Raw genomic sequence first — 21,375 nt, forward strand, 5'->3', positions numbered from 1 at the left:
TCTTAATCTTTGTAATTAATAAGACTTGTTAGTATCTTTAAAGTCGAAAGTAATTTGATGAACCTTAACATTTTTTATAATGTCTGATATTGATAAACTACAAGAAACGGAAGAAAGTAACAAAAATAACTCACCCACAAGTCAACCCGATAAGGACTTGACGAATGATCCTTCATCAGAGTTAAATGAAACTCAAAAGGCAGATTCTGTCGGCTCTGAGGAAGTAGTTAACGCCAACGAAAAAGTTGGTGATGTTACTAATGAAGATATTGAAACTCCAGATACAGACAAAAATATTGTTGAGGAAACTGCCGAAGCCAAAACTATAGAAACAGAAGATGGCAACGAAGGCAATCCACCCGCAAGTCAATCCGATAATAACTTGACCAACGATCCTTCATTAGAGTTAAATGAAACTCAAAAGGCAGCTCCTGTTGATTCTGAGGAAGCGGTTAATGCCAATGAAAAGGCCGATGATGTTACTAATGAAGATATTGAAACTCCAGATACAGACAAAAATGTTGTTGAGGAAACTGCCGAAGCCAAAACTATAGAAACAGAAGATGGCAACGAAGGCAATCCACCCGCAAGTCAATCCGATAATAATTTGACCAACGATCCTTCATTAGAGTTAAATGACACTCAAAAGGCAGCTCCTGTTGATTCTGAGGAAGCGGTTAATGCCAATGAAAAGGCCGATGATGTTACTAATAAAGATATTGAAACTCCAGATACAGACAAAAGCGCTGAGAAAGATACAGCAGCAGGCAAAACTTCAAAAACAGATGAAAAAGATGATGAGGTTATCAATGAAATAGAAGAATCCAATGCCGAAGATGCTGAAGACGAAGGTAACAAAGAAAGGCATACTATTGAAGTTAAAGAATACGATACGATGTCTTTAGAAGCACTTGCTATTGAATTGGAAAAGCTTTTAAAAAATGAAAAAGTACAGGCTATAAAATCTCATGTAGATAATATAAATGCTGTGTTTAAAAGCAAATTTCAAGCACTAATAGACGAGAAAAAAGAAGAGTTTTTGAATGATGGTGGCAACGAAATAGATTTTTATTACGCTTCTCCCATTCAAAAAAGATTTAAAACGGCATATAAAGAGTATCGAAAAAGGCTAAATGAACATTACCAAGGCTTAGAAAAGAACTTAAAGCAAAATTTAGCAAATAAATTAGAGATTATTGAAGAGCTAAAAGGCTTAATTAATGTTGAAGAAAATATAAACACGACCTACAAACACTTTAAAGAGTTACAGGAACGCTGGCGTACAACTGGCCCTATTCCAAGAGACAAATATAATAACGCTTGGAATAGTTACCATCACCATGTAGAGATGTTTTACGATTTCTTGCATTTAAATAGGGACCTGCGCGACCTAGACTTTAAACATAACTTAGAAAAAAAGTTAATGATTATTGACCGCGCTGAAGAGCTAGCTCAAGATGACAATGTTATGAGGGCTTTTAGGGAGCTACAAGAATTACATAAAATGTGGAAAGAAGAGCTTGGTCCCGTAGCCAGAGAACATAGGGAGGAAATCTGGGAACGCTTTAAGGCCGCAACAAAAATTATCAATGACAGAAGACAAATTTACTATCAGGAAATAGATAAAGTTTACGAAAAAAATCTTGAGATCAAGCTTGAAATCATAGCCAACATTGATGCTATCAATGCACAAGAATATAAATCCCATAACGCTTGGCAAAAGAAAATCAAGGAAATTGAAGAGCAGCGTAATGCCTTTTTTAATGCAGGAAAGGTTCCCATAAAATTAAATGAAAGTACTTGGGCCAAGTTTAAGGAATCTGTACGTACTTTTAATAGGCGTAAAAATGCTTTTTATAAAGGGCTTAAAAAAGAACAGTATAAAAATCTCCAACAAAAATTAGATTTAATTAAAATAGCAGAAGATAATAAAGACAGTGAAGATTTTGAAGCAACAACGCCTTTAATGAAGAAAATCCAAAGTGATTGGAAAAAAATAGGCCACGTTCCTAGAAAAGACAGTGATAAAATTTGGAAGCAATTTAAATCTGCATGCAATAGTTACTTTGACAAGTTACATGCTAAAAGAAATTCTGCAAATCAAGAAAACATAGATGCTTTCAATAAAAAGAACGATTTCTTAAATACACTTAAAGATTTAAAATTAACTGATAATAAAGATCAGAATCTAGAGATTATAAAAGAACAAATTACGCAATGGAGAACCTTTGGAAGGGTACCAAATGACAAACGATACATTGAAGGTAAATTTCAAAAGACTATTGATGGTTTACTCGCAAGTTTAAATATGGATAAAAATGAAGTTGAAATGATCAAGTTTGAAAACAAACTTGACCACATGAATACTTCTGATGATGACAACAGAAATTTAGATAATGAACGTTCTTTTATTCGTAAAAAGATCGATGAAGTAAAAAGTCAAATCAATCAACTAGAAAATAATTTACAGTTTTTTACAAATGTTAACGATGACAACCCGCTTGTAAAAGAAGTTCATCAAAATATTAAAACGCATAAAGAATCCCTAAAACTTTGGAAAAGTAAACTCCAAAAAATTAAGGATTTCTATTAGTCATACCAATTATTATTTAAAATGAGCTATAAATAATTTGAATTATATTTTGATCAGATAAGATAGAAAATTCAATCATAGCCTTTGTTCAATGTCATTAAGTTAAGGCCGTAATGTCAGTCTGAGCGCAGTCGAAGACCAATTGGAGTTCTAGTTTTTATTAGCATTTCGACTGCGCTCAATGTGACAAATAAAGAACAAATTTCCTTAACTTAATGACATTGAGCCTTTGTTATGGTTTTATACCCAGTCAAGCTGAGCACATGTTTTATATTGAAATATGAGCGAAATAGAAATCGAAGATTCATGAACTCCTATTTTTAAAATGAAAAATAGTGAACTAAACAAATTATATGGGTTATTTTGAGTAATAATTGGTATAATTCCTATTGAATATAAAAATTATCGAGGGTTCAACTTTTTAGGGTTGAACCCTTTTTTTAAATATAGCCAAAGATTGATTTAGCTATATTTACAGCTCAGACCTGTCAGGTCTAAATAATTGAAAAACAATCGATAAGACAAAAAATCCTAAACTCTTACCTGCCCTGCTCCAAAAACATAGTATTTATTAGTTACAAGTTCTTTAAGTCCTAACGGCCCTCTATGATGTAACTTATCTGTACTAATCGCCAGTTCTGCTCCTGCTCCAATTTGTCCACCATCAGTAAATCTTGTGGATGCATTTTGATAAACAACCGCGCAATCTACTCGTTCCATAAAGACTTTAGCTGCTTCATCGTTTGTAGTCATAATAGTTGCAGAATGTTTACCAGAAAACTCGTTTATCATTTTAATAGCTTCATCAATTGAATTAATTGTTCCGATACAGCATTTCATTTCCAGAAATTCCTCATACCAAATGGAAGGGTCTTCAATTAATTTTTCATCGACCAGTAGTTCTTTAGTTTTATAATCAACCAAAACCTCTACACCATATTCTCTAAGTATGGTATTTAGTTCTTTGACCTTACTCCCATAATCTGGAATGTTTTTATTAATCAATATTTTATCAATGGCATTACAAGCTGATATTTTGTGGGTTTTTGCATTAATAATGACTTCTATTGTTTGTTTCCAGTTTACCTTTTCATCAACATATAAAAAGTTATTCCCTCGACCACTTACCAGAACAGCACATTTAGCATGTTCTTTTACAAACTTTATTAATTGCTCGCCACCTCTTGGCACAATGAGATCAAGGGGCTCCGCAGGGTTCTTTAAAAAAGCTTGTGTTTCTTGCCTGTTCATGTTCAACATTTTAATAAAATCTGTGCTTAAATTATTTTCTTCAAGTGCCTTGTGCCACAATTTTACAATAGCAGTATTACTATGTAATGCCTCCTTACCACCTTTAAGCAAAATTCTATTATTGGCTTTAAAAGCAAGAACTGAGGCTTCTACAGTGACATCTGGTCTTGACTCGTAAATAATCATAATGGTTCCAAAAGGAGCTGTTTTGTTTATAACTTCCAATCCATTACTTAATTTGTTATTGCTTATCGTTTTATTTACAGGATCATCCTGTGCTTTTACTTCTTCAATGGCAGTAATCATACCATCTACTTTCTTACTATTTAAAATTAAACGATCGTACATGGCTTGATCTTCTTTATTAAAAAGCTCAAGATCTTTTCTGTTGGCCTCTAATATAAGTTCTTGGTTTTCCCTTAATAGGTTTGCCATGCTTTCTAAAACACTATTCTTTACTTTCTCTGATAATAATTCCATCTTCATTTTTTGTTAAAGCGATACTTTTGTACCAACCGATTTTCCATCTATAATATCAATAATAGTATTGTCATTTTTCCCATTAGCAATAAAAGTCGGGATATTTTTAGAAGCTGCCTGTTGTGCATAATCTAATTTTGACCCCATGCCCCCTCTTCCTTTTTCTTCTGCTTTATTACTATCTTTGATATACTTGTTTAAGTCTTCTTCTGGGGCTACATTTTTTATTAAATCACTACTATCTGCATCTGGGTGTCCGTTATAAAGTCCATCAATATCAGTTAAAATAATAAGTTTATCTGCATTTATTAGTTGAGCGATCAAACTCGCAAGTTCATCATTATCTGAAAACATAGACATGGTTACCGATACAGCATCGTCCTCATTGGCAATAGGAATAACGCCTTCAGACAATAACCCTTCACAGCAATTAACCATATTCTGTCTGTGAACCCCAGGGCTAAAATCTCGTTTTGTAGGCAATACCTGAGCACATTTCATTCCATAATCATGAAAAATATCATAGTAAAGACGCATCATTCTTGGCTGTCCTATAGCAGAATATACTTGACGCTTTTGGGTCCTGTCTTTAATTTTTGAATTACCTAAAACCTCTTTTCCCGCTATGACAGAGCCAGAAGACACCAAAACGGTTATAATACCTCTTTCATAAAGTTCTGCTATCTGTTTCACTAATCGCCTTAAAACAGGCCTGACTATTCTATTATCCTTGTTGGTCATAACATTTGTACCAACTTTTATAACTATTCTTTCTTTACACATTTTAATATTCTTTACCCAATTCTACTGCGCGGTTAAATGCGGCAAAGGCAGCTTCCTTTATTAGTTCATTTACATTATTATCTTCCATAGAATCTAAAGCTGCACGTGTAGTCCCTCCTTTAGAAGCGACTTTTTCCATCCATGAATTAGGTGATAGGTTAGATCGATTGAAAAGCTCAACAGCTCCTGTAAAAGTCTGCCCCACTAATACTGTAGAATCGTTTTTTGAAAAGCCCATTTGTAATGCAGCTTCCATCATACTTTGCATAAAATAGAATACATAAGCAGGGCCACTACCCGAAATTCCAGTAGAAGCATCTATTAACTTTTCATTAGATACACAAACAGATTTTCCCGTTGTGTCCAATAAACTCTCAACAGTCAACATTTCAATTCTTGAGACTTCAGGTGACCTTACATAAGATGTTAGACCTTTCCCTATCTGAGCTGGTAGATTGGGCATCGCTCTAACTACTTTTTTCAGTCCTGTGGTTTCTTTTATGTAAGCGATTGAAACTCCAGCCATAATAGAGATTATAATTTGTTCGGGGTTTACTAATTTTTTTATAGCTTTAAACACACCTTCGGAATGGTGTGGCTTCACTGCAATAAAAATAATATCTGCCTTTGGAATACACGCATCCAACTCATTAAATGCATCAAAATGCGACATTTGATTAAGTGCCTCTAATTTTTCTTCGGAATTGTCCAATACCATAATGTTTTTCTTCTTAAGAAGTTTAGATTTCGACATCCCTTGAGCATACGTAAGCCCCATATTACCTGCACCAATCACCAATACTTTCATTTAATATATTTTAGTTAATTAATAATTCTATCGATTAAACAAAGAGTATACAGTCGTTACAATCTTTAACCTCTCCATAATAAGTTTCACGGTATTTGTGAAGTGTTTTTATAGGTAACCCGAATAAATATTTCTTTATATATGTCACTTTAGTGGTTAGTTCGCCCATTTTGACCGTATGTCGCTTTTCGTATTTTGTTTTTCTTTTTATGTTTAAAATAGTCATTGTTTGTTTTTTGTAATTGATTATTATCTCTCTAATCTCATTTCTATATTTCTTGCCTTAAACCCTAGTTTTTCAAATAATTTTATAACAGGATCCTGCTTGTTAATATGAATAGCTATGTCTCCTTTACAATACCTTATGGTATGATCGATTAATTTCTTGGCAATACCATTCTTTCTAAAATTCTGTTTAACAGCCAAATAAACCAATATGTTTTCTGATAAATATTCATTCATACCCGTTCTGTTCACTACCACAGTTCCTAATATTTCATTTTTATTTTCCATAACAAATACATAACCGCCTAAACCCGGAAGTTCTTTTGCTGCATACATAACAGCCTTTCGTATGGCAGTCTTTGTATCTCTAAACTCTCCTGAATGTTCATATAAAAAATTTGTAATACGGTTTATGTCAATAATCGACAGCCTAGAAAAAGCATCAAAGGTTTTTATAGTCATTAAATGATATAATATAAGTTCTACCTATAAAACTTAGATAATAGATACAACCCAAAAAGTTAATTAAATATGATTGATTAAATGCTTAACTTGTAATAAGTAAACAGATAATTATTCAATAAGGCATAAAAAATGTCTTTGTAGTAGTGAAGCTTATTTATTATAAAGCAGGGGGAATGAATTTATCCGATTGGTTTCTAAAAACCAAAAAATTAAAATTGAAGATTCTGTTGTTTCGCCTTTCATGAATTCTTTTTCCCATGGTGCAAACTTACGAAAAACGAGGTTTAATAGCAAATCACGTTTGTTAAGATAATTACAAATTAAGTTAAACAAAATTTCAAAAATCAATTAATGAGGCTAAAATGTCCACGATAAATACGTTTAACACCCGTATGGTCTATAAGTTGTGCAACAAACCAATAGTCTGACGTTGGTAATTGGTTACCATTAAATGTGCCATCCCATCTACCATTTTTAGCATTTAGTTGCTTAACTAATTTACCGTATCTGTCATAAACGTTCACAACCGAGGCATTAGAAAAATCTGTTTCGATGCCTTTTATTTGCCATGTATCATTTTTCCCATCATTATTAGGGGTAAAGAATTTAGGGAATCCAAGAATAAATACATCTAATTTAACAGTAGTGCATTTATTTTTATCCCGAACATAAATAGTATGCTGCCCAGCCTCTACCCGGTCAAAAAAAGGTTCATCCTGATAAGCTCCAAATTCATCATCCAAAGCAAATTCATATACGGCATTACCTAAATTATTATTTTCAATATTAATTGTGATGCTATTATTATCGGACAGCTCTACAATGGTAACATCTTCCATATCGATAGATGCTTTAAGAGGTACAACAATCGTAAACGAGGTATCTGTATAACAACTGTTATCAATATTATTTGAAATCCTTACATATATGGTCTGGTTATCCTTAATGGTATTCTCAAAAACGTTATATGGCATTGGTACTGGAACAGTATAAGCGCTATCTATAAAATAAGAAAAAGTAAAATCTGCCATATTTTTACCATTTAACAGAATAGCTTCACTTAGGGTTAAATCAAAAGTAGAAAAACCGTTTGTGTTGTCTCCATCTGCATTTGTGTCACATTCGAATAAAATAGGGGTATCTGCTGGTTGAAGCGCTTTCACTGTTTCATAAATTTCTACATGAACAGCAAACCTTAATATGCTCTCACAATTGTTAACAGTTTGGGTTGCGTAATAGGTCGTGTTATCAGTTAACGCTTCAGTAATGCCTAGCGGCACGCCACCAGTACTTGTTACATACCATTTAATAGCATTTCCAGTAGCAACTAAATCTGAAATTGTAGCAGTATCAATATCGCAAAAAACTTGCGACACATTAGCCGTTGGAGTCGGTGTTTTTTGCACAGTTAAAGTAACTGGTGTTCTAGTTGGTGATTTGCAACCAGATAATGCCGTTCTTTCTGCTTCAACATAATAAGTAGTTGAACTGGAAAGTACTGGTGTGGTATATGTATTTCCCGTAAAAAAAGGGATCACGTCATTTAAATTATAATACCAATTAACATCACCAGACGATGGTACAGCACTTAAAACTCCAGAACCTGATTCGCAAACGACTTCTCCATCAACAGATAAAATAGTTGGAATTGGTAAAATTTCTGCACGAACCGGCGTTCTATCGCCTACTATGCACCCGTTAATGGACGCATATGCATAATATGTTGTCGTAGCGTTGATTGTTGGCGTAGTAAAAGAATTTCCCGTACCCAATTGCGTACCAGGAGAAACAGGATCATAATCAGAGTCAAACCAAAGCACCGTAGCTCCCGGAGAAGCTGTCGCCGTCATATTAAGTGATCCACTTCCGCATCTAGAACTTCCCTGACTGGCAATAATACTAGCTGTGGAAATACTTGTACTTGTAGATATATCAAGAGTAGGCTCGGAAGGACTACCATATTCAACGATATAACCTTTTGGTTGATAAACCCCAGAATCAGCTCCTGTATTGCTCAAATCGTTCCAGGAACCTGCTCTTCCAACACTTGGATCTGTTACATGGGCATAATCTTCGTCTCCTGCCTGGTTAGGTTCCGCTATATTCCAATTAGCATAATTAGGAGTTGACCCATTAATTGAACCATTCCAAAACACCGTACCATTTTCAGGTCCGGTTACCCATTTCCAAACGCCTTCGGTTTCTGCATCACTGCCCCCTATCCATCCAGCTCCAGCAACTTGTTCTCCTGATAATTGGGCCTCTTCCGGAGACGTAATTGTCGCCAAATAACCTTTAAGCCCAAAATATTCTTTTGTTTCTGCTGCTGTTTTTGCATCCGTCCAGGTAATGCCCAGTGCAGGTATATACTCATAATAATGGCCTGTAGAAGGCAAATAATTAACATCTCCTATAGTAATAGAAAACGACTTATCCAACAAACGTGTACTGGTACTTTGAAATTCAATATCTTTTACTGCCTCTATTAAATCAATATAACTAACAGGACCAGCCGTATTTCCTTCTAAGGTTAGCTTTCCTTCAAGCGCATTCCATGATGTTGAAACATTTGAATGGGTTCCTGTTAGTACCAACATATCTTCCCCTGCCTGATATCCTGTCGATATTTGGACAAATAATGCATCAATTCCCGTATCATCGGGGTCAACAATATTAAAATCGGTAACTATATTAATTGGGTTTAAAGGACAATATATTTGGTTTCCTGTTGCCGATAAGGTTGGGGCTATATTTTGTGCACTGCTATTAGCTATAGCTAAAAAGACCAAAAGCATTAGCAAAGTACTTATTTTACGAAACATCCATTTAATAGTTGATAATTAAAACATACAATTTAAAAAAATATATTTTTGATTAATCAACTTTATACACCAAATGATAATTTAAAAGGATGAAATGTCAATACTTTATTGTTTATCAATTATCTATGAATAAAACTGTCCTTTTCTGTATATTCTCTAAAAATTTTTAAAATATCAAAACCTTTTTAATAGAAGTTTTCTGTGCAAATCGTCTTAAAAATTATAACAATTTAGCTTCTTCCCAAAAAACATCCATTTCTGATAAAGACATATCTTTTAAAGGTTTATTAAGTGCTTTAGCTTTTTCTTCCAGGTATTGAAAACGTTTAGAAAATTTCTTGTTAGTACGCTCTAAAGCATTCTCTGGATTTATATTTAAAAACCTGGCATAGTTTATCATGGAAAATATAAGGTCTCCAAATTCACCTTCTATCGCATCTTGATTCCCAGATTGTACTTCAGCTTTAAACTCTGCCAATTCTTCCTCTACTTTTTCCCAAACTTGATGAGGGGCTTCCCAATCAAAACCAACACCTGCTACTTTTTCTTGTATTCGATTTGCTTTTACTAATGCAGGTAAACTTTTAGGGACGCCTTCTAAAACACTTTTTTTGCCTTCTTTTAATTTTAAGTTTTCCCAATTTCGTTTTACATCTTCTTCATTCTCAACTTTAACGTCACCATAGATATGTGGGTGTCTGCTAATTAACTTTTCACAAATACCATTACAAACGTCCGCGATATCAAAATCATTCGTTTCGCTTCCTATTTTTGAATAAAAAACAATGTGCAACAACACATCCCCTAACTCCTTTTTTATTTCATCCAGATCATTATCCAAAATAGCTTCTCCTAGCTCGTATGTTTCCTCAATGGTTAAATGCCGTAATGTTTCCATAGTTTGTTTTTTATCCCACGGACATTGTTCACGAAGTTCGTCCATGATAGTTAACAATCTATCAAAGGCTTTTAGTTGGGTTGCTCTGGAATTCATATATAGTGTTAATAAAGAATTATTGATTTTTATTTAATACCAATTTTAATGGAAACTTCAAGTTTAGTAAAAATACGATTATAAATAATTTTATCAATTAAGACAAAACAAAAAATCCAGCTTTAAAGCTGGATTTTTTATAAATAAAACGCAGTAATTATACTGCATTTTGTTTTTTTATTAGGTTTAAAGCAGATCCTTCATTATACCAATCTATCTGAGGCTGGTTATATGTATGATTTACTTTTATTTGATCCTTACTGCCATTAGCATGAACGACTTCAATAGTTAATTGCTTATCAGGTGCAAATTCATTCAAATCCAAGAAATTAAACGTATCATCTTCCTGTATTAAATCATAATCTGCTTCATTAGCAAAGGTTAAGCCCAACATACCTTGTTTTTTAAGGTTTGTTTCATGAATACGTGCAAATGATTTTACAATAACTGCAGCAACACCTAAATGTCTAGGCTGCATCGCAGCATGCTCACGGGATGATCCTTCTCCATAATTATGATCGCCAACGACTATGGTTTTAATTCCTGCTTTTTTATACTCACGTTGTACATCTGGCACACCTCCATAATCGCCCGTTAATTGATTTTTAACAAAGTTTGTTTTTTGATTAAAAGCATTTACGGCACCTATTAACGTATTATTAGCAATATTATCTAAATGCCCTCTAAAACGTAACCATGGTCCTGCCATAGAAATATGATCTGTAGTACATTTGCCAAACGCCTTAATTAATAGTTTTGCTCCATTAATCGAACCTCCAATAGGTTCAAAAGGAGTTAATAACTGTAAACGTTCAGAGTCATCATTAACAGTTACTTCTACATGGCTACCATCTGCTTCAGGAGCTAAATATCCATTATCCTTTACATCAAAACCTTTTGGTGGTAACTCCCATCCTGTAGGTTCATCTAACATAACCTCTTCCCCGTTTTCATTAATAAGCTTATCCTTGAGTGGGTTGAAATCCAAACGACCGGCAATAGCTATAGCGGCTGTTAATTCTGGTGAAGCCACAAACGCATGTGTATTTGGATTACCATCGGCACGCTTAGCAAAGTTCCTGTTAAATGAATGTACTATACTGTTTTTTGGTGCATTTTTCGGATCACTATATCTGGCCCATTGTCCAATACATGGCCCACAAGCATTCGTAAATATCTTAGCGTTTAACTTTTCAAAAACTTCAAGAATACCGTCGCGGTCTGCAGTGTAACGTACCTGTTCCGACCCTGGGTTGATACCAAACTCGGCTTTTGTTTTTAAACCTTTATCCAAAGCTTGTTGTGCAATGGAAGATGCACGCGACAAATCCTCATAAGAAGAATTTGTACACGAACCTATTAAGCCCCATTCCACTTTTAATGGCCAATCGTTAGCTTTTGCCTTCTCGGTCATTGCCGAACCTACTGGAGTAGATAAATCTGGCGTAAAAGGACCATTTAAAAGAGGGCCTAATTCAGATAAATTTATATCGATAACCTGATCAAAATATTGCTCAGGATTTACATATACCTCCGGATCGGCCGTTAAATATTCCTTTACATTATTTGCAGCGTCTGCAACATCTGCTCTATCTGTGGCACGCAAATACCGTTCCATAGAATCATCATAACCAAATGTTGACGTGGTCGCTCCAATTTCTGCTCCCATATTACAAATAGTCCCTTTTCCAGTACAAGACATAGAGGTTGCACCTGGACCAAAATATTCAACAATAGCTCCAGTGCCTCCTTTTACGGTTAGGATCTCAGCTACTTTTAAAATAACATCTTTTGGAGCCGTCCAACCAGATAATTTACCGGTCAACCTAACTCCTATTAGTTTAGGAAACTTTAATTCCCAAGCCATACCCGCCATCACATCTACAGCATCTGCACCTCCAACACCAATAGCGACCATTCCTAAACCTCCTGCATTTACTGTATGGGAATCTGTACCAATCATCATACCTCCTGGAAATGCATAATTTTCCAGAACCACTTGGTGGATAATCCCAGCTCCTGGTTTCCAAAAACCGATCCCATATTTATTAGAAACAGACTCTAAAAAATTAAATACCTCACTACTTACCGAGTTAGCATGTTTTAAATCTGTTGCAGCACCTTCTTTCGCTTGGATTAAGTGATCACAATGCACCGTAGTAGGCACGGCTACTTTAGGTTTCCCTGCTTGCATAAATTGCAATAATGCCATTTGAGCTGTTGCATCTTGACACGCTATTCTATCGGGTGCAAAATCCACATAATCCTTTCCTCTTACAAATGCTTTCGTAGGATTACCATTCCAAAGATGGGAATACAAAATCTTTTCAGAAAGTGTTAATGGTTTCCCTACTATTTCACGTGCTTTATCAACGTGTTCAGTCATTTTGGTGTATACACCTTTGATCATATCGATGTCAAATGCCATAAAAAAAAATTTAAGTATCAGTTAATTTAAAAGTCATGCAAATTACAAAATAAAAACAAAGTTTTAAAAATAAACGATGTAATACATGACCTGATAATATTAATTTGTTATAGTGACATTATTAATTAATATGGTTTACGTTTTATCACTATAATTTGAATAAAATTGATAATTCAATAAGCTTTTTTATTAAATAAATCTTTTTTGATAAAATTAGAACCTCTTAATTTAGTTATTGGGCTTTCAAAAAAAAAATCGATAAATGATATAATACCAATTATTATTTAAAATGAGCTATAAATAATTTGAATTATATTTTGTTCAGATAAGATAGAAAATTCAATCATAGCCTTTGTTCAATGTCATTAAGTTAAGGTAATTTGTTCTTTTTTTTGTCACATTGAGTACTTCGGCTACGCTCACAGACTGTGTCGTAATCTAAAAGCCGAAAGGCTCAGACTGACATTACGGCCTTAACTTAATGACATTGAACTAGGCTATGCCTACGCTTTTTGCCTTGAACTTCTATTTTTTATTTCTAAATATTCTTTGCCATTTTATAGCGACTTAGCTATACATCGATAGACTCAATGTATAAGAATTTAAAATAGACTTTTAATGATATCTTCTTCTGTGATACCTTCGGCCTCGGCTTTATAATTTTTTATGATTCTGTGCCTTAAAATACTCTTCGCTACAGCCTGAACATTTTCAATATCTGGAGAGAATTTACCGTTAATAGCGGCATGTGTTTTAGCTGCCAAAATTAAATTTTGAGAAGCTCTGGGTCCTGCTCCCCAATCTATATATGTTTTAACCAAATCTGTAGCAGCATCTCCGTTAGGTCTGGTTCTCCCTACCACGGAAACCGCATATTCAATCACATTATCTGCAACTGGAATACGACGAATAAGATGTTGAAAATCGATTATTTGCTGTGCCGAAAACAAAGCATTTACTTTAGCCTGAGTGTCTGAAGTAGTAGCTTTAACGACTTCTACTTCTTCTTTAAAAGAGGGGTAATTTAAATTGATCGCAAACATAAAACGATCTAATTGAGCTTCTGGCAATGGATAAGTGCCTTCTTGTTCAATAGGATTTTGAGTTGCTAAAACAAAATATGGCAAACTTAATTTATAATGATGTCCAGCAACGGTAACTGCTCTTTCTTGCATAGCTTCTAAAAGGGCCGCCTGCGTTTTTGGTGGGGTTCTATTAATTTCGTCTGCTAAGATAATATTCGAAAAAATGGGGCCTTTAATAAATTTGAAATGACGGTCTTCATCCAAAATCTCGCTCCCCAATATGTCACTTGGCATTAAATCCGGAGTGAATTGGATACGCTTAAAATCCAATCCCAATGCTTGTGCAATGGTATTCACCATGAGGGTTTTTGCTAAGCCAGGAACACCAATAAGTAATGAATGTCCTCCTGAAAATATAGAGATCAAAATTTGATTCACAACATCATCTTGTCCAATAATGACCTTCGCGATTTCAGTTTTTAAATCTTTATATTGTTTTACAAATTGTTCAATAGCAGCTACATCAGACATATTCTTACTTTTTTAACCAATTACCTGAAAACTCACAATCTCTATATGATCCGCTAATTTTTATATATGTATCTAATATCTTTTCTTCTTGCCATTTTTCAATAGCTTTAATTTTTTTCTCGGTAAGTGCTAATTCCTTTATTTTTAAATAATCTCTTGCATAGCTAGCTTCATGCTCGTCTATTCTATCTGTAACCCTCATTATCTTATACGAAACATTTCCTTTACGATCTTGTTCAGTTAGAACCTGACTCACTTCGTTATCTTTTAAATTTTGAATCTGGGCATATTGTTCCGGTCCCATTTTTGTTAGATCAAAATTGTAATCTTGAGTTCTTGGGTTAATAAGTTGCCCTCCATCGCCGCGAGTTTCTTTTTCGTCACTCGACTCTCTTGCCGCATCTGCAAACGTAATATCTCCATCTACAATACGTTGCCTTACTTTTTCTAAACGCTCTTTAGCTTCTTTAACAGCTTCAATCGACACTTTTGGAAATAACAAAATGTGACTGACATCGTATTCCTGGCCTCTTATTTTCTCACAATATACAATATGATAACCAAACTCTGTCTCAAAAGGATCGGACACTTCCCCTTCTTGAAGTGAAAAAGCAACTTGCCTAAATTCTTTTACCATCTTAGGCTTTTTTCTGTTCAATGTATAAATATACCCTGACTGCTTCATGCCTGGATCTTGCCCATAAAGCACCACTTTTGAACGGAAACTGGCGCCATTTTCAACCACATCTACTTTAAATTGTTTTAACCTATCAATCACTTTTTGCTTTTCTTCCTCAGATACCTTTGGCTTTGCAACAATTTGAGCTACTTTAAGTTCTGTACCAAAAATAGGGCGCTCATCTTCTGGTATTTTATCAAAAAATGTACGAACTTCTTCTGGGGTGATCTCAATCTCTTCAACAATTTTAGCCTGCATTTTGCCAGAAAGCTTATTGCCCTTAATAATTTCGAAGATATAATCCCTTAAGCCTTTTTCATCTTCTTGCTTATAAAATTTAACAAGCTCGTCTATATCCGGTTTTTGTTGCAAAAATTGCTGAATCGTATATTCAACTTCTTGCCTAACCTCTGCATCAGATACTTGAATACTATCTTGAATGGCATGATGTGCATATAATTTGTTTTCTAGTAATTTCCCTAATAATTGACAATTGGTAACACCTTCTACTGAACCACCAGCTGCTATTATTTGCTCTCTTTCTCTTGGCACATCAGAATCTAAAATAATATAATCACCTACAACAGCGGCAACACCATCTACTTTTTTAGCATTCTTCGCAAGCGTTGAATCTACTTTTTTAACGACTTCTTTTTTTGCTTCTTCTTCAATAATTTCTTGTGCAGACATAACATTTACTACTAGTAAAGCTATGCATAAAACTGATATATGTTTCAAATTAATCGTAAATTTCGAATTGTTTGTTTTTAATGGCATCTTTTGTTATGTCTTTTTCTAATTCTCTAATAAGCTCCAATTTTCTATTATTAATAACTATTTGATCTATGGTAGGTTTAACATACTCAAGCGGAGCATTATCATTTCTCAATAAAACATCATTAATTTGCATCAAATATACTCCTAATGAATCTTTGAGTTGTATAAAATTAGATTTTTTTAACAGTTGATTTTTATTTTCGGAAGTAACTACTGGAATTTTATCAACTATTTGAGTTAATTTTATCCATATAGAATCATTTAAAGAATAGGACTTAAACTGTATGGATATAGAGTCTAATTCTTTTTTATCTTCATCATTATAACGTTTAAACTTTTCTTTGATCTTTTCATAGTTAATAATATTTTCATCTACGTGGATGTAGCGAAATTTAAGAAGTTCTTCATTTAATTTAAAAACTTCTTTATTACTATCATAATAATCTTGAGCTTCTTCTTTATTGACTATGGTATCTATACTTCTTTTTACTAAAGCTTCTATATATGCTTTTGTGTATAGATCGTTTTTATATTGATTCACTAATTTATTGAACGCTTCTTGCTTTTGCTCACTTAAATTAAGTATGGCACCATCTACTAATAACTGTTGTGTTGCCCAACGATTAATAAAATTCTGCACAACAAGCGTACTGTCCCCTTTTGATGTCCCATCAGATACTAAATCCTTAATATCATCGTAAAACAAATAGGATTCATTTACTCTTGCAATAGGAATCTGCTCATCTGTTTTTTTAAAAAAATCACATGATAATACCGTTAACAACATAAAAAATATAATGATTTTGTCCCTCACCTACTTCCTTATTTTTTAATTTGTTCCTTTATTTTGTTTAAAGCTTCTTGATTGATCTTAATTTTATACTTTTTAGCCAAATCCTTTAGCCAGTTTTCTTCTTTAAAGACCTGGTAATCGCTTATAACTGTTCCCTTGGCTTCTTCTAGGGTTTGTTGCGTTTTTTGCAATACATTTTTAACTTGAACAATCGCGAAAGTACCATTATGAGCATACATCCTTGAAATCCCCTTTTTAAATTGAAAAGATTTAGGAAGCGCTTGATGCTCTGCATCCATAATACCAGAAGTAAACATCACTTCTATTTTATCATTACTATTTACGAGTCTTTTTATTTGGTCTAACGGCATCCCTTGGTCTAATAGTTTGGCTACTTTTCTTAATATTTTCTGCTTTGATGAAGAAGCTACCACAGCATCCACTCGTTGGGGCAAAACGTACTTATTTTTATGCGCTTTGTAAAAATCCTGAATACCAATGGAATCTGTTTTAGCTGCATTCCAAATGGTGGTTTCCATTAAATCAAACAGTAACAAACCATCTCTATATTCATTAATAATGTGAGAAAATTCCTCGTTGTCGGTTTCCAAATTATCTTCACGATATTTTACTAAATTACTGTTTAAAAAATCTTTGTACTTTTCTAAAACAAGTGATCTTGATGATGTTTTTTGTGTGCCTCTTCCTTGTGTTTTTAATAAATAGCTTCCAAAATCTTTATACAAAAATTGTTTCTTACCAATTTTAACCAAAGGCTTATCTTTACTAAAATCACCTGGTAACCGCCATGTTCTTTTATGATAGTCATCATTAAGTATAGATTCAAAATAATTTAATGCTGGTTGTTCCTTTTCAATATGATACTTTGTTTTTAATGATGTGTATAAGGCTTCATCAATTAGTTTAGAGCGATCATCTCGTTTTACCCTCCCTTCTAATTCTGGCCTGATAGCTTCAAATTCCGGTACTGGCTTTTTTGCAATTAATTTAGCAATATGCCATCCATATTTAGTTTTAAAAGGTTCTGATATGTCATTAACATTTTTTAAACCAAAAGCAACATCTTCAAATGCTTGCGAGCCTAATTGTCCGCTTGAAAAAGGTTTTAGTACACCGCCTTTAGATGCAGAACTTTTGTCTTCTGAGAATTGTTTTGCTAAAACATCAAAGGCCTCTCCTTGATTTATTTTTTTATAGATATCTTGAATTCTTGCTTCCGATGCTTCGTCTAAAGCTCCTGCACTTTTTTCAGTGATCATAATATGCGCCACGGTACGCTCCCCCCTCGATTTTCGCTTATCCAAAATATAAGCGATGTGGTATCCAAAACGTGTTCTGAAAGGTTTTGATATCTCTCCTACATTGGTATTAAAAGCAGCAGTCTCAAACTTATACACCATCCTAAAGCCAGAAAAGTAACCTAATGCTTCTCCAAAAACAGTTTGTCCGTTGTGCACTTCTTTTCTAACAACTTCAAAGCCTTCGTTTAAAGCCCTGTCTCTAAGTTTCAAAATATTATTATAGGCTGCAAGTGTATCTTCTGGGCTTGCGTTTTCATCAACCTTTACTAAAATATGGTTTGCTTTTATATCATAGGAAATACGTTCATAAGCTTCCTTTACCATAGCATCGGTAACCTTAGCATCGGTCATAAAGCTTTTCGCTAATTGCTTTCTATAACTGGATAATTCTCTTTTATATGACGGCTTTTCGTGAAGCCCTAAAGCTCTCGCTTCTTTTAGCTTTAATTTATAATTGGTAAAAAGTGTTAAATACTCATCAACATCCTTTTGGGACTCATCTTGAACTAAGTCAAGGTTTTTATTATAAACCCGTAAAAATTCCGATGTGTAAACAGGCGTATCGTCAACAAAAAAAAGAACATCTTCCTGAACAGATTGTGCTTTAACATTTAATATGAATGTGATTAACAAAAAAGTAACTAAAGATCTTAATGGCATGTGAGTGAAAAATTATTCAATGGTTTACAAAAATAGTAATATAAACCTATATTGCAAGTTGTTTTACAAACGATTAAAAAAGGCTTTTATTACGCTTTTTTAGATTATATTTGGTTCCATTTATTAGTTTCTTTTTTATGCGCAAATTAAAGCTTATTTGGGATTTTTACGGCCCCAATGCTACTAAAATAGCACAACACCATGAGATTCATTTAAAAGAATACATTCAATTAGAAAACCTAAATATTTCTATTACCGGTATTGAAAGTTTAAATGAGACACATGCTATAGCCTTTTTAGTTGTTGAGGAAAATAAAATGAAACCTCTAAGAGATGCCTTAAAACCACACCGTGGCCAGGTTTATAGTGTCTAAACACTCTTGTTGTTTAATTTATAAGCCTCTGGCAGCTCTTTATACCATTTCCCATTTTGAAAAATGAGTTCTATATAAAACGAAACTATCTTGAATAATTGGGAGATTCTTTGGTAATGGTTACATCATGGGGATGGCTTTCATTAATGCCACTAGCCGTGATTTTTACAAACTGTCCATTTTCTTTCAATGTCTCTATATCTTTAGCACCGCAATATCCCATACCGGCTCGTAAACCACCTATAAATTGATGAATGCTTTCGTATAAATCTCCTTTATAGGGCACTCTACCGACAATCCCTTCCGGTACCAACTTTTTAATATCGTCTTCGACATCTTGAAAATAGCGATCCTTACTACCCTGCTTCATAGCTTCGACAGAGCCCATACCTCGGTAAGATTTAAATTTTCTCCCTTCATAAATGATAGTTTCTCCAGGAGACTCTTTAGTCCCTGCCAATAGCGATCCTAACATCACCGTATCTGCTCCTGCTGCAATCGCTTTTGGAATATCCCCTGTATAACGAATACCACCGTCTGCAATTACCGGTACGCCAGTACCTTTTAAAGCAGCAGCAACTTCTAAAACCGCAGAGAATTGTGGAAACCCTACACCTGCAACCACACGTGTGGTACAAATTGAGCCTGGTCCAATACCTACTTTTACGGCATCTGCTCCTGCATCAACTAAATATTTTGCGGCAGTAGCTGTGGCAATATTACCAACTATAACTTCTAAACTTGGAAACTTGGCTTTTATGTCTTTTAATACGCCAACCACACCTTTAGTATGACCATGTGCCGTATCAATAACAACGGCATCAACGCCTGCATTTACTAAAGCTTCTGCCCTATCAACAGCGTCACCAGTAACACCTATGGCAGCGGCAACACGTAAACGTCCATATTGATCTTTATTGGCTATTGGTTTCTGACTAAGCTTCGTGATATCCCTAAATGTAATTAAACCAGATAATTTATAAGCATCATCAACAATAAGCAATTTTTCGATTTTATGTTTTTGAAGGATTTGTTCGGCATCTTTTAAAGAAGTACCAACAGCTGCAGTTACCAGGTTTTCACCGGTCATAACCTCGACAATGGGCCTTGAGTTATTATGTTCGAAACGTAAGTCACGATTGGTTACTATACCTTTTAAAGTCCCTTCTGCATCTACAATGGGAATCCCTCCAATACCATGTTCTGCCATATTTTGTTTGGCATCTTTAACATTAGCGGTAAGAGGCAGCGTAACAGGGTCCAAGATCATACCGCTCTCAGCACGTTTTACTTTTCTAACTTTTAAGGCTTGTGCCTCAATGGTCATATTTTTATGCAAAACACCAATCCCCCCTTCTTGTGCCATGGCTATAGCCATTTTACTCTCGGTGACCGTATCCATTGCTGCCGAAATAATAGGCACATTAATAGTAATGTTACGAGTAAATTTTGTTTGAATATTAACTTCGCGTGGAAGAACTTCTGAAAAAGCTGGAACTAAAAGGACGTCATCGTAGGTTAATCCTTCTCCTACTATTTTATTTTGATGTGCAGTCATGATGCAATTACGTTATAATTGCGTGCAAATATACAACTAAATTCTAAGATAATATGATATTATTTATATCTGTTTTCACAATAAGGCCTAAGCACTTCAATAGCATAATTATAACGCATTTCTGCTTTTAAAAGGTTGCCTTTAAATCTGATAGCTTTTGGCACCAAGAGTCCATATAAAAACTTTCCTTTAGCAATACGCTCTAAAATCTTTAAATTACCGTCATCCATCGTTTTATAGATACCATGTAGCCATTCGTATTGTTCTTTTTCAATTATGGTCCTATCCCATTCCAAAGCCTTCCCTGCTTTTAATATTGATTGGGAATTATAAAGTCCTTGTAGTTCAATAAATGCATTATTAAAAACGATTTCACTTCCTTTTCTTGCATAGGATCTTATATCTTTTTTTGAAAATACCGAATAAGGAAACACCTCCATAAGGTGCATTTTTTTTGAAATAAAATGGGCCATTTTCACCCAAATAATCTCGTGCTCCTTCTTATCCAATTCACTAAAAAGCCATTTATAAAAATCGCGTCGTTGGGAAATGCTCTTATACTCTTGCGGTAAATTGTTTTTAAGGTTAAATAGATTAGCCTCTTGCCACACCAAAGTGTTTTTTACTCTATCCAGCTTTAACCAATCGGAAGATGATAGCGTTTCTTTTTGGGTCTCTTTTTTATAGACCCTAAGGCTCTTCCACTCTTTTGCTAATAGTAAAGGTGCGTTTAGGAATATAATCAATATAAAAATTAAAAACCTCATCGTTTATAAAACTAAACAATTAGCAGTCATATTTATCACA

General features: G+C 34.2%; 16 protein-coding genes. 2 read left to right on the plus strand and 14 right to left on the minus strand.

Annotated elements, in window-relative coordinates; translation table 11 throughout:
- Window positions 1-79 precede the first annotated feature (79 nt).
- Window positions 80-2,593, plus strand: a complete 2,514-nt coding sequence (locus PQO00_RS13605) for a DUF349 domain-containing protein (RefSeq protein ID WP_274185392.1) — start codon at window positions 80-82, stop codon at window positions 2,591-2,593.
- Window positions 2,594-3,124: 531 nt separating this feature from the next.
- Here the strand turns inward: PQO00_RS13605 and PQO00_RS13610 are convergent.
- From PQO00_RS13610 to PQO00_RS13665, 12 genes are all read right to left on the minus strand, one after another.
- Entirely contained in the window at window positions 3,125-4,324 is a 1,200-nt protein-coding gene (locus tag PQO00_RS13610; RefSeq protein ID WP_274185393.1) for a glutamate-5-semialdehyde dehydrogenase, read from the minus strand.
- A 12-nt stretch (window positions 4,325-4,336) separates the two neighbouring features.
- The gene (gene proB / locus PQO00_RS13615) at window positions 4,337-5,107 is read right to left on the minus strand and encodes a glutamate 5-kinase (RefSeq protein ID WP_274185394.1); all 771 of its coding nucleotides are present in this window, start codon (window positions 5,105-5,107) and stop codon (window positions 4,337-4,339) included.
- Between the two features lies 1 nt (window position 5,108).
- Window positions 5,109-5,915 carry a pyrroline-5-carboxylate reductase gene (gene proC, locus PQO00_RS13620; protein WP_274185395.1) on the minus strand — a complete coding sequence of 269 codons (807 nt, stop codon included), beginning with the start codon at window positions 5,913-5,915 and terminating at the stop codon, window positions 5,109-5,111.
- A 34-nt stretch (window positions 5,916-5,949) separates the two neighbouring features.
- On the minus strand, window positions 5,950-6,141 hold the full coding sequence (locus tag PQO00_RS13625; RefSeq protein ID WP_274185396.1) for a hypothetical protein: 192 nt from the start codon (window positions 6,139-6,141) through the stop codon (window positions 5,950-5,952).
- Between the two features lie 23 nt (window positions 6,142-6,164).
- Window positions 6,165-6,602, minus strand: coding sequence for a GNAT family N-acetyltransferase (locus PQO00_RS13630; RefSeq protein ID WP_274185397.1), 438 nt, complete (start codon window positions 6,600-6,602; stop codon window positions 6,165-6,167).
- A 347-nt stretch (window positions 6,603-6,949) separates the two neighbouring features.
- The gene (locus PQO00_RS13635; RefSeq protein ID WP_274185398.1) at window positions 6,950-9,427 is read right to left on the minus strand and encodes a T9SS type B sorting domain-containing protein; all 2,478 of its coding nucleotides are present in this window, start codon (window positions 9,425-9,427) and stop codon (window positions 6,950-6,952) included.
- Window positions 9,428-9,647: 220 nt separating this feature from the next.
- The gene (mazG, locus tag PQO00_RS13640; protein ID WP_274185399.1) at window positions 9,648-10,421 is read right to left on the minus strand and encodes a nucleoside triphosphate pyrophosphohydrolase; all 774 of its coding nucleotides are present in this window, start codon (window positions 10,419-10,421) and stop codon (window positions 9,648-9,650) included.
- A gap of 157 nt (window positions 10,422-10,578) precedes the next feature.
- Complete coding sequence (locus tag PQO00_RS13645) at window positions 10,579-12,849, minus strand: aconitate hydratase (protein WP_274185400.1); 2,271 nt, start codon at window positions 12,847-12,849, stop codon at window positions 10,579-10,581.
- Window positions 12,850-13,451: 602 nt separating this feature from the next.
- Window positions 13,452-14,405, minus strand: coding sequence for a MoxR family ATPase (locus tag PQO00_RS13650; RefSeq protein WP_274185401.1), 954 nt, complete (start codon window positions 14,403-14,405; stop codon window positions 13,452-13,454).
- 4 nt (window positions 14,406-14,409) lie between these two features.
- On the minus strand, window positions 14,410-15,774 hold the full coding sequence (locus PQO00_RS13655) for a peptidylprolyl isomerase (RefSeq protein WP_337992848.1): 1,365 nt from the start codon (window positions 15,772-15,774) through the stop codon (window positions 14,410-14,412).
- 49 nt (window positions 15,775-15,823) lie between these two features.
- Complete coding sequence (locus tag PQO00_RS13660; RefSeq protein ID WP_274185403.1) at window positions 15,824-16,648, minus strand: peptidyl-prolyl cis-trans isomerase; 825 nt, start codon at window positions 16,646-16,648, stop codon at window positions 15,824-15,826.
- Between the two features lie 35 nt (window positions 16,649-16,683).
- The gene (locus tag PQO00_RS13665; RefSeq protein WP_274185404.1) at window positions 16,684-18,636 is read right to left on the minus strand and encodes a peptidylprolyl isomerase; all 1,953 of its coding nucleotides are present in this window, start codon (window positions 18,634-18,636) and stop codon (window positions 16,684-16,686) included.
- Between the two features lie 137 nt (window positions 18,637-18,773).
- Between PQO00_RS13665 and PQO00_RS13670 the strand changes: the two genes are divergently transcribed.
- Window positions 18,774-19,010: a hypothetical protein gene (locus PQO00_RS13670; protein WP_274185405.1), complete on the plus strand. Its 237-nt coding sequence runs from the start codon at window positions 18,774-18,776 to the stop codon at window positions 19,008-19,010.
- An 85-nt stretch (window positions 19,011-19,095) separates the two neighbouring features.
- Here the strand turns inward: PQO00_RS13670 and guaB are convergent, their stop codons facing one another.
- Both guaB and PQO00_RS13680 read right to left on the minus strand, forming a co-directional pair.
- Window positions 19,096-20,568, minus strand: coding sequence for an IMP dehydrogenase (gene guaB / locus PQO00_RS13675; protein WP_274185406.1), 1,473 nt, complete (start codon window positions 20,566-20,568; stop codon window positions 19,096-19,098).
- Between the two features lie 59 nt (window positions 20,569-20,627).
- Window positions 20,628-21,335 (minus strand): Insecticidal toxin complex protein, encoded by a 708-nt coding sequence (locus PQO00_RS13680; protein WP_274185407.1) that lies wholly within the window; start codon window positions 21,333-21,335, stop codon window positions 20,628-20,630.
- Window positions 21,336-21,375 lie beyond the last annotated feature (40 nt).

Source organism: Flavivirga sp. 57AJ16, from assembly GCF_028736925.1.
Classification (GTDB): Bacteria; Bacteroidota; Bacteroidia; order Flavobacteriales; family Flavobacteriaceae; genus Flavivirga.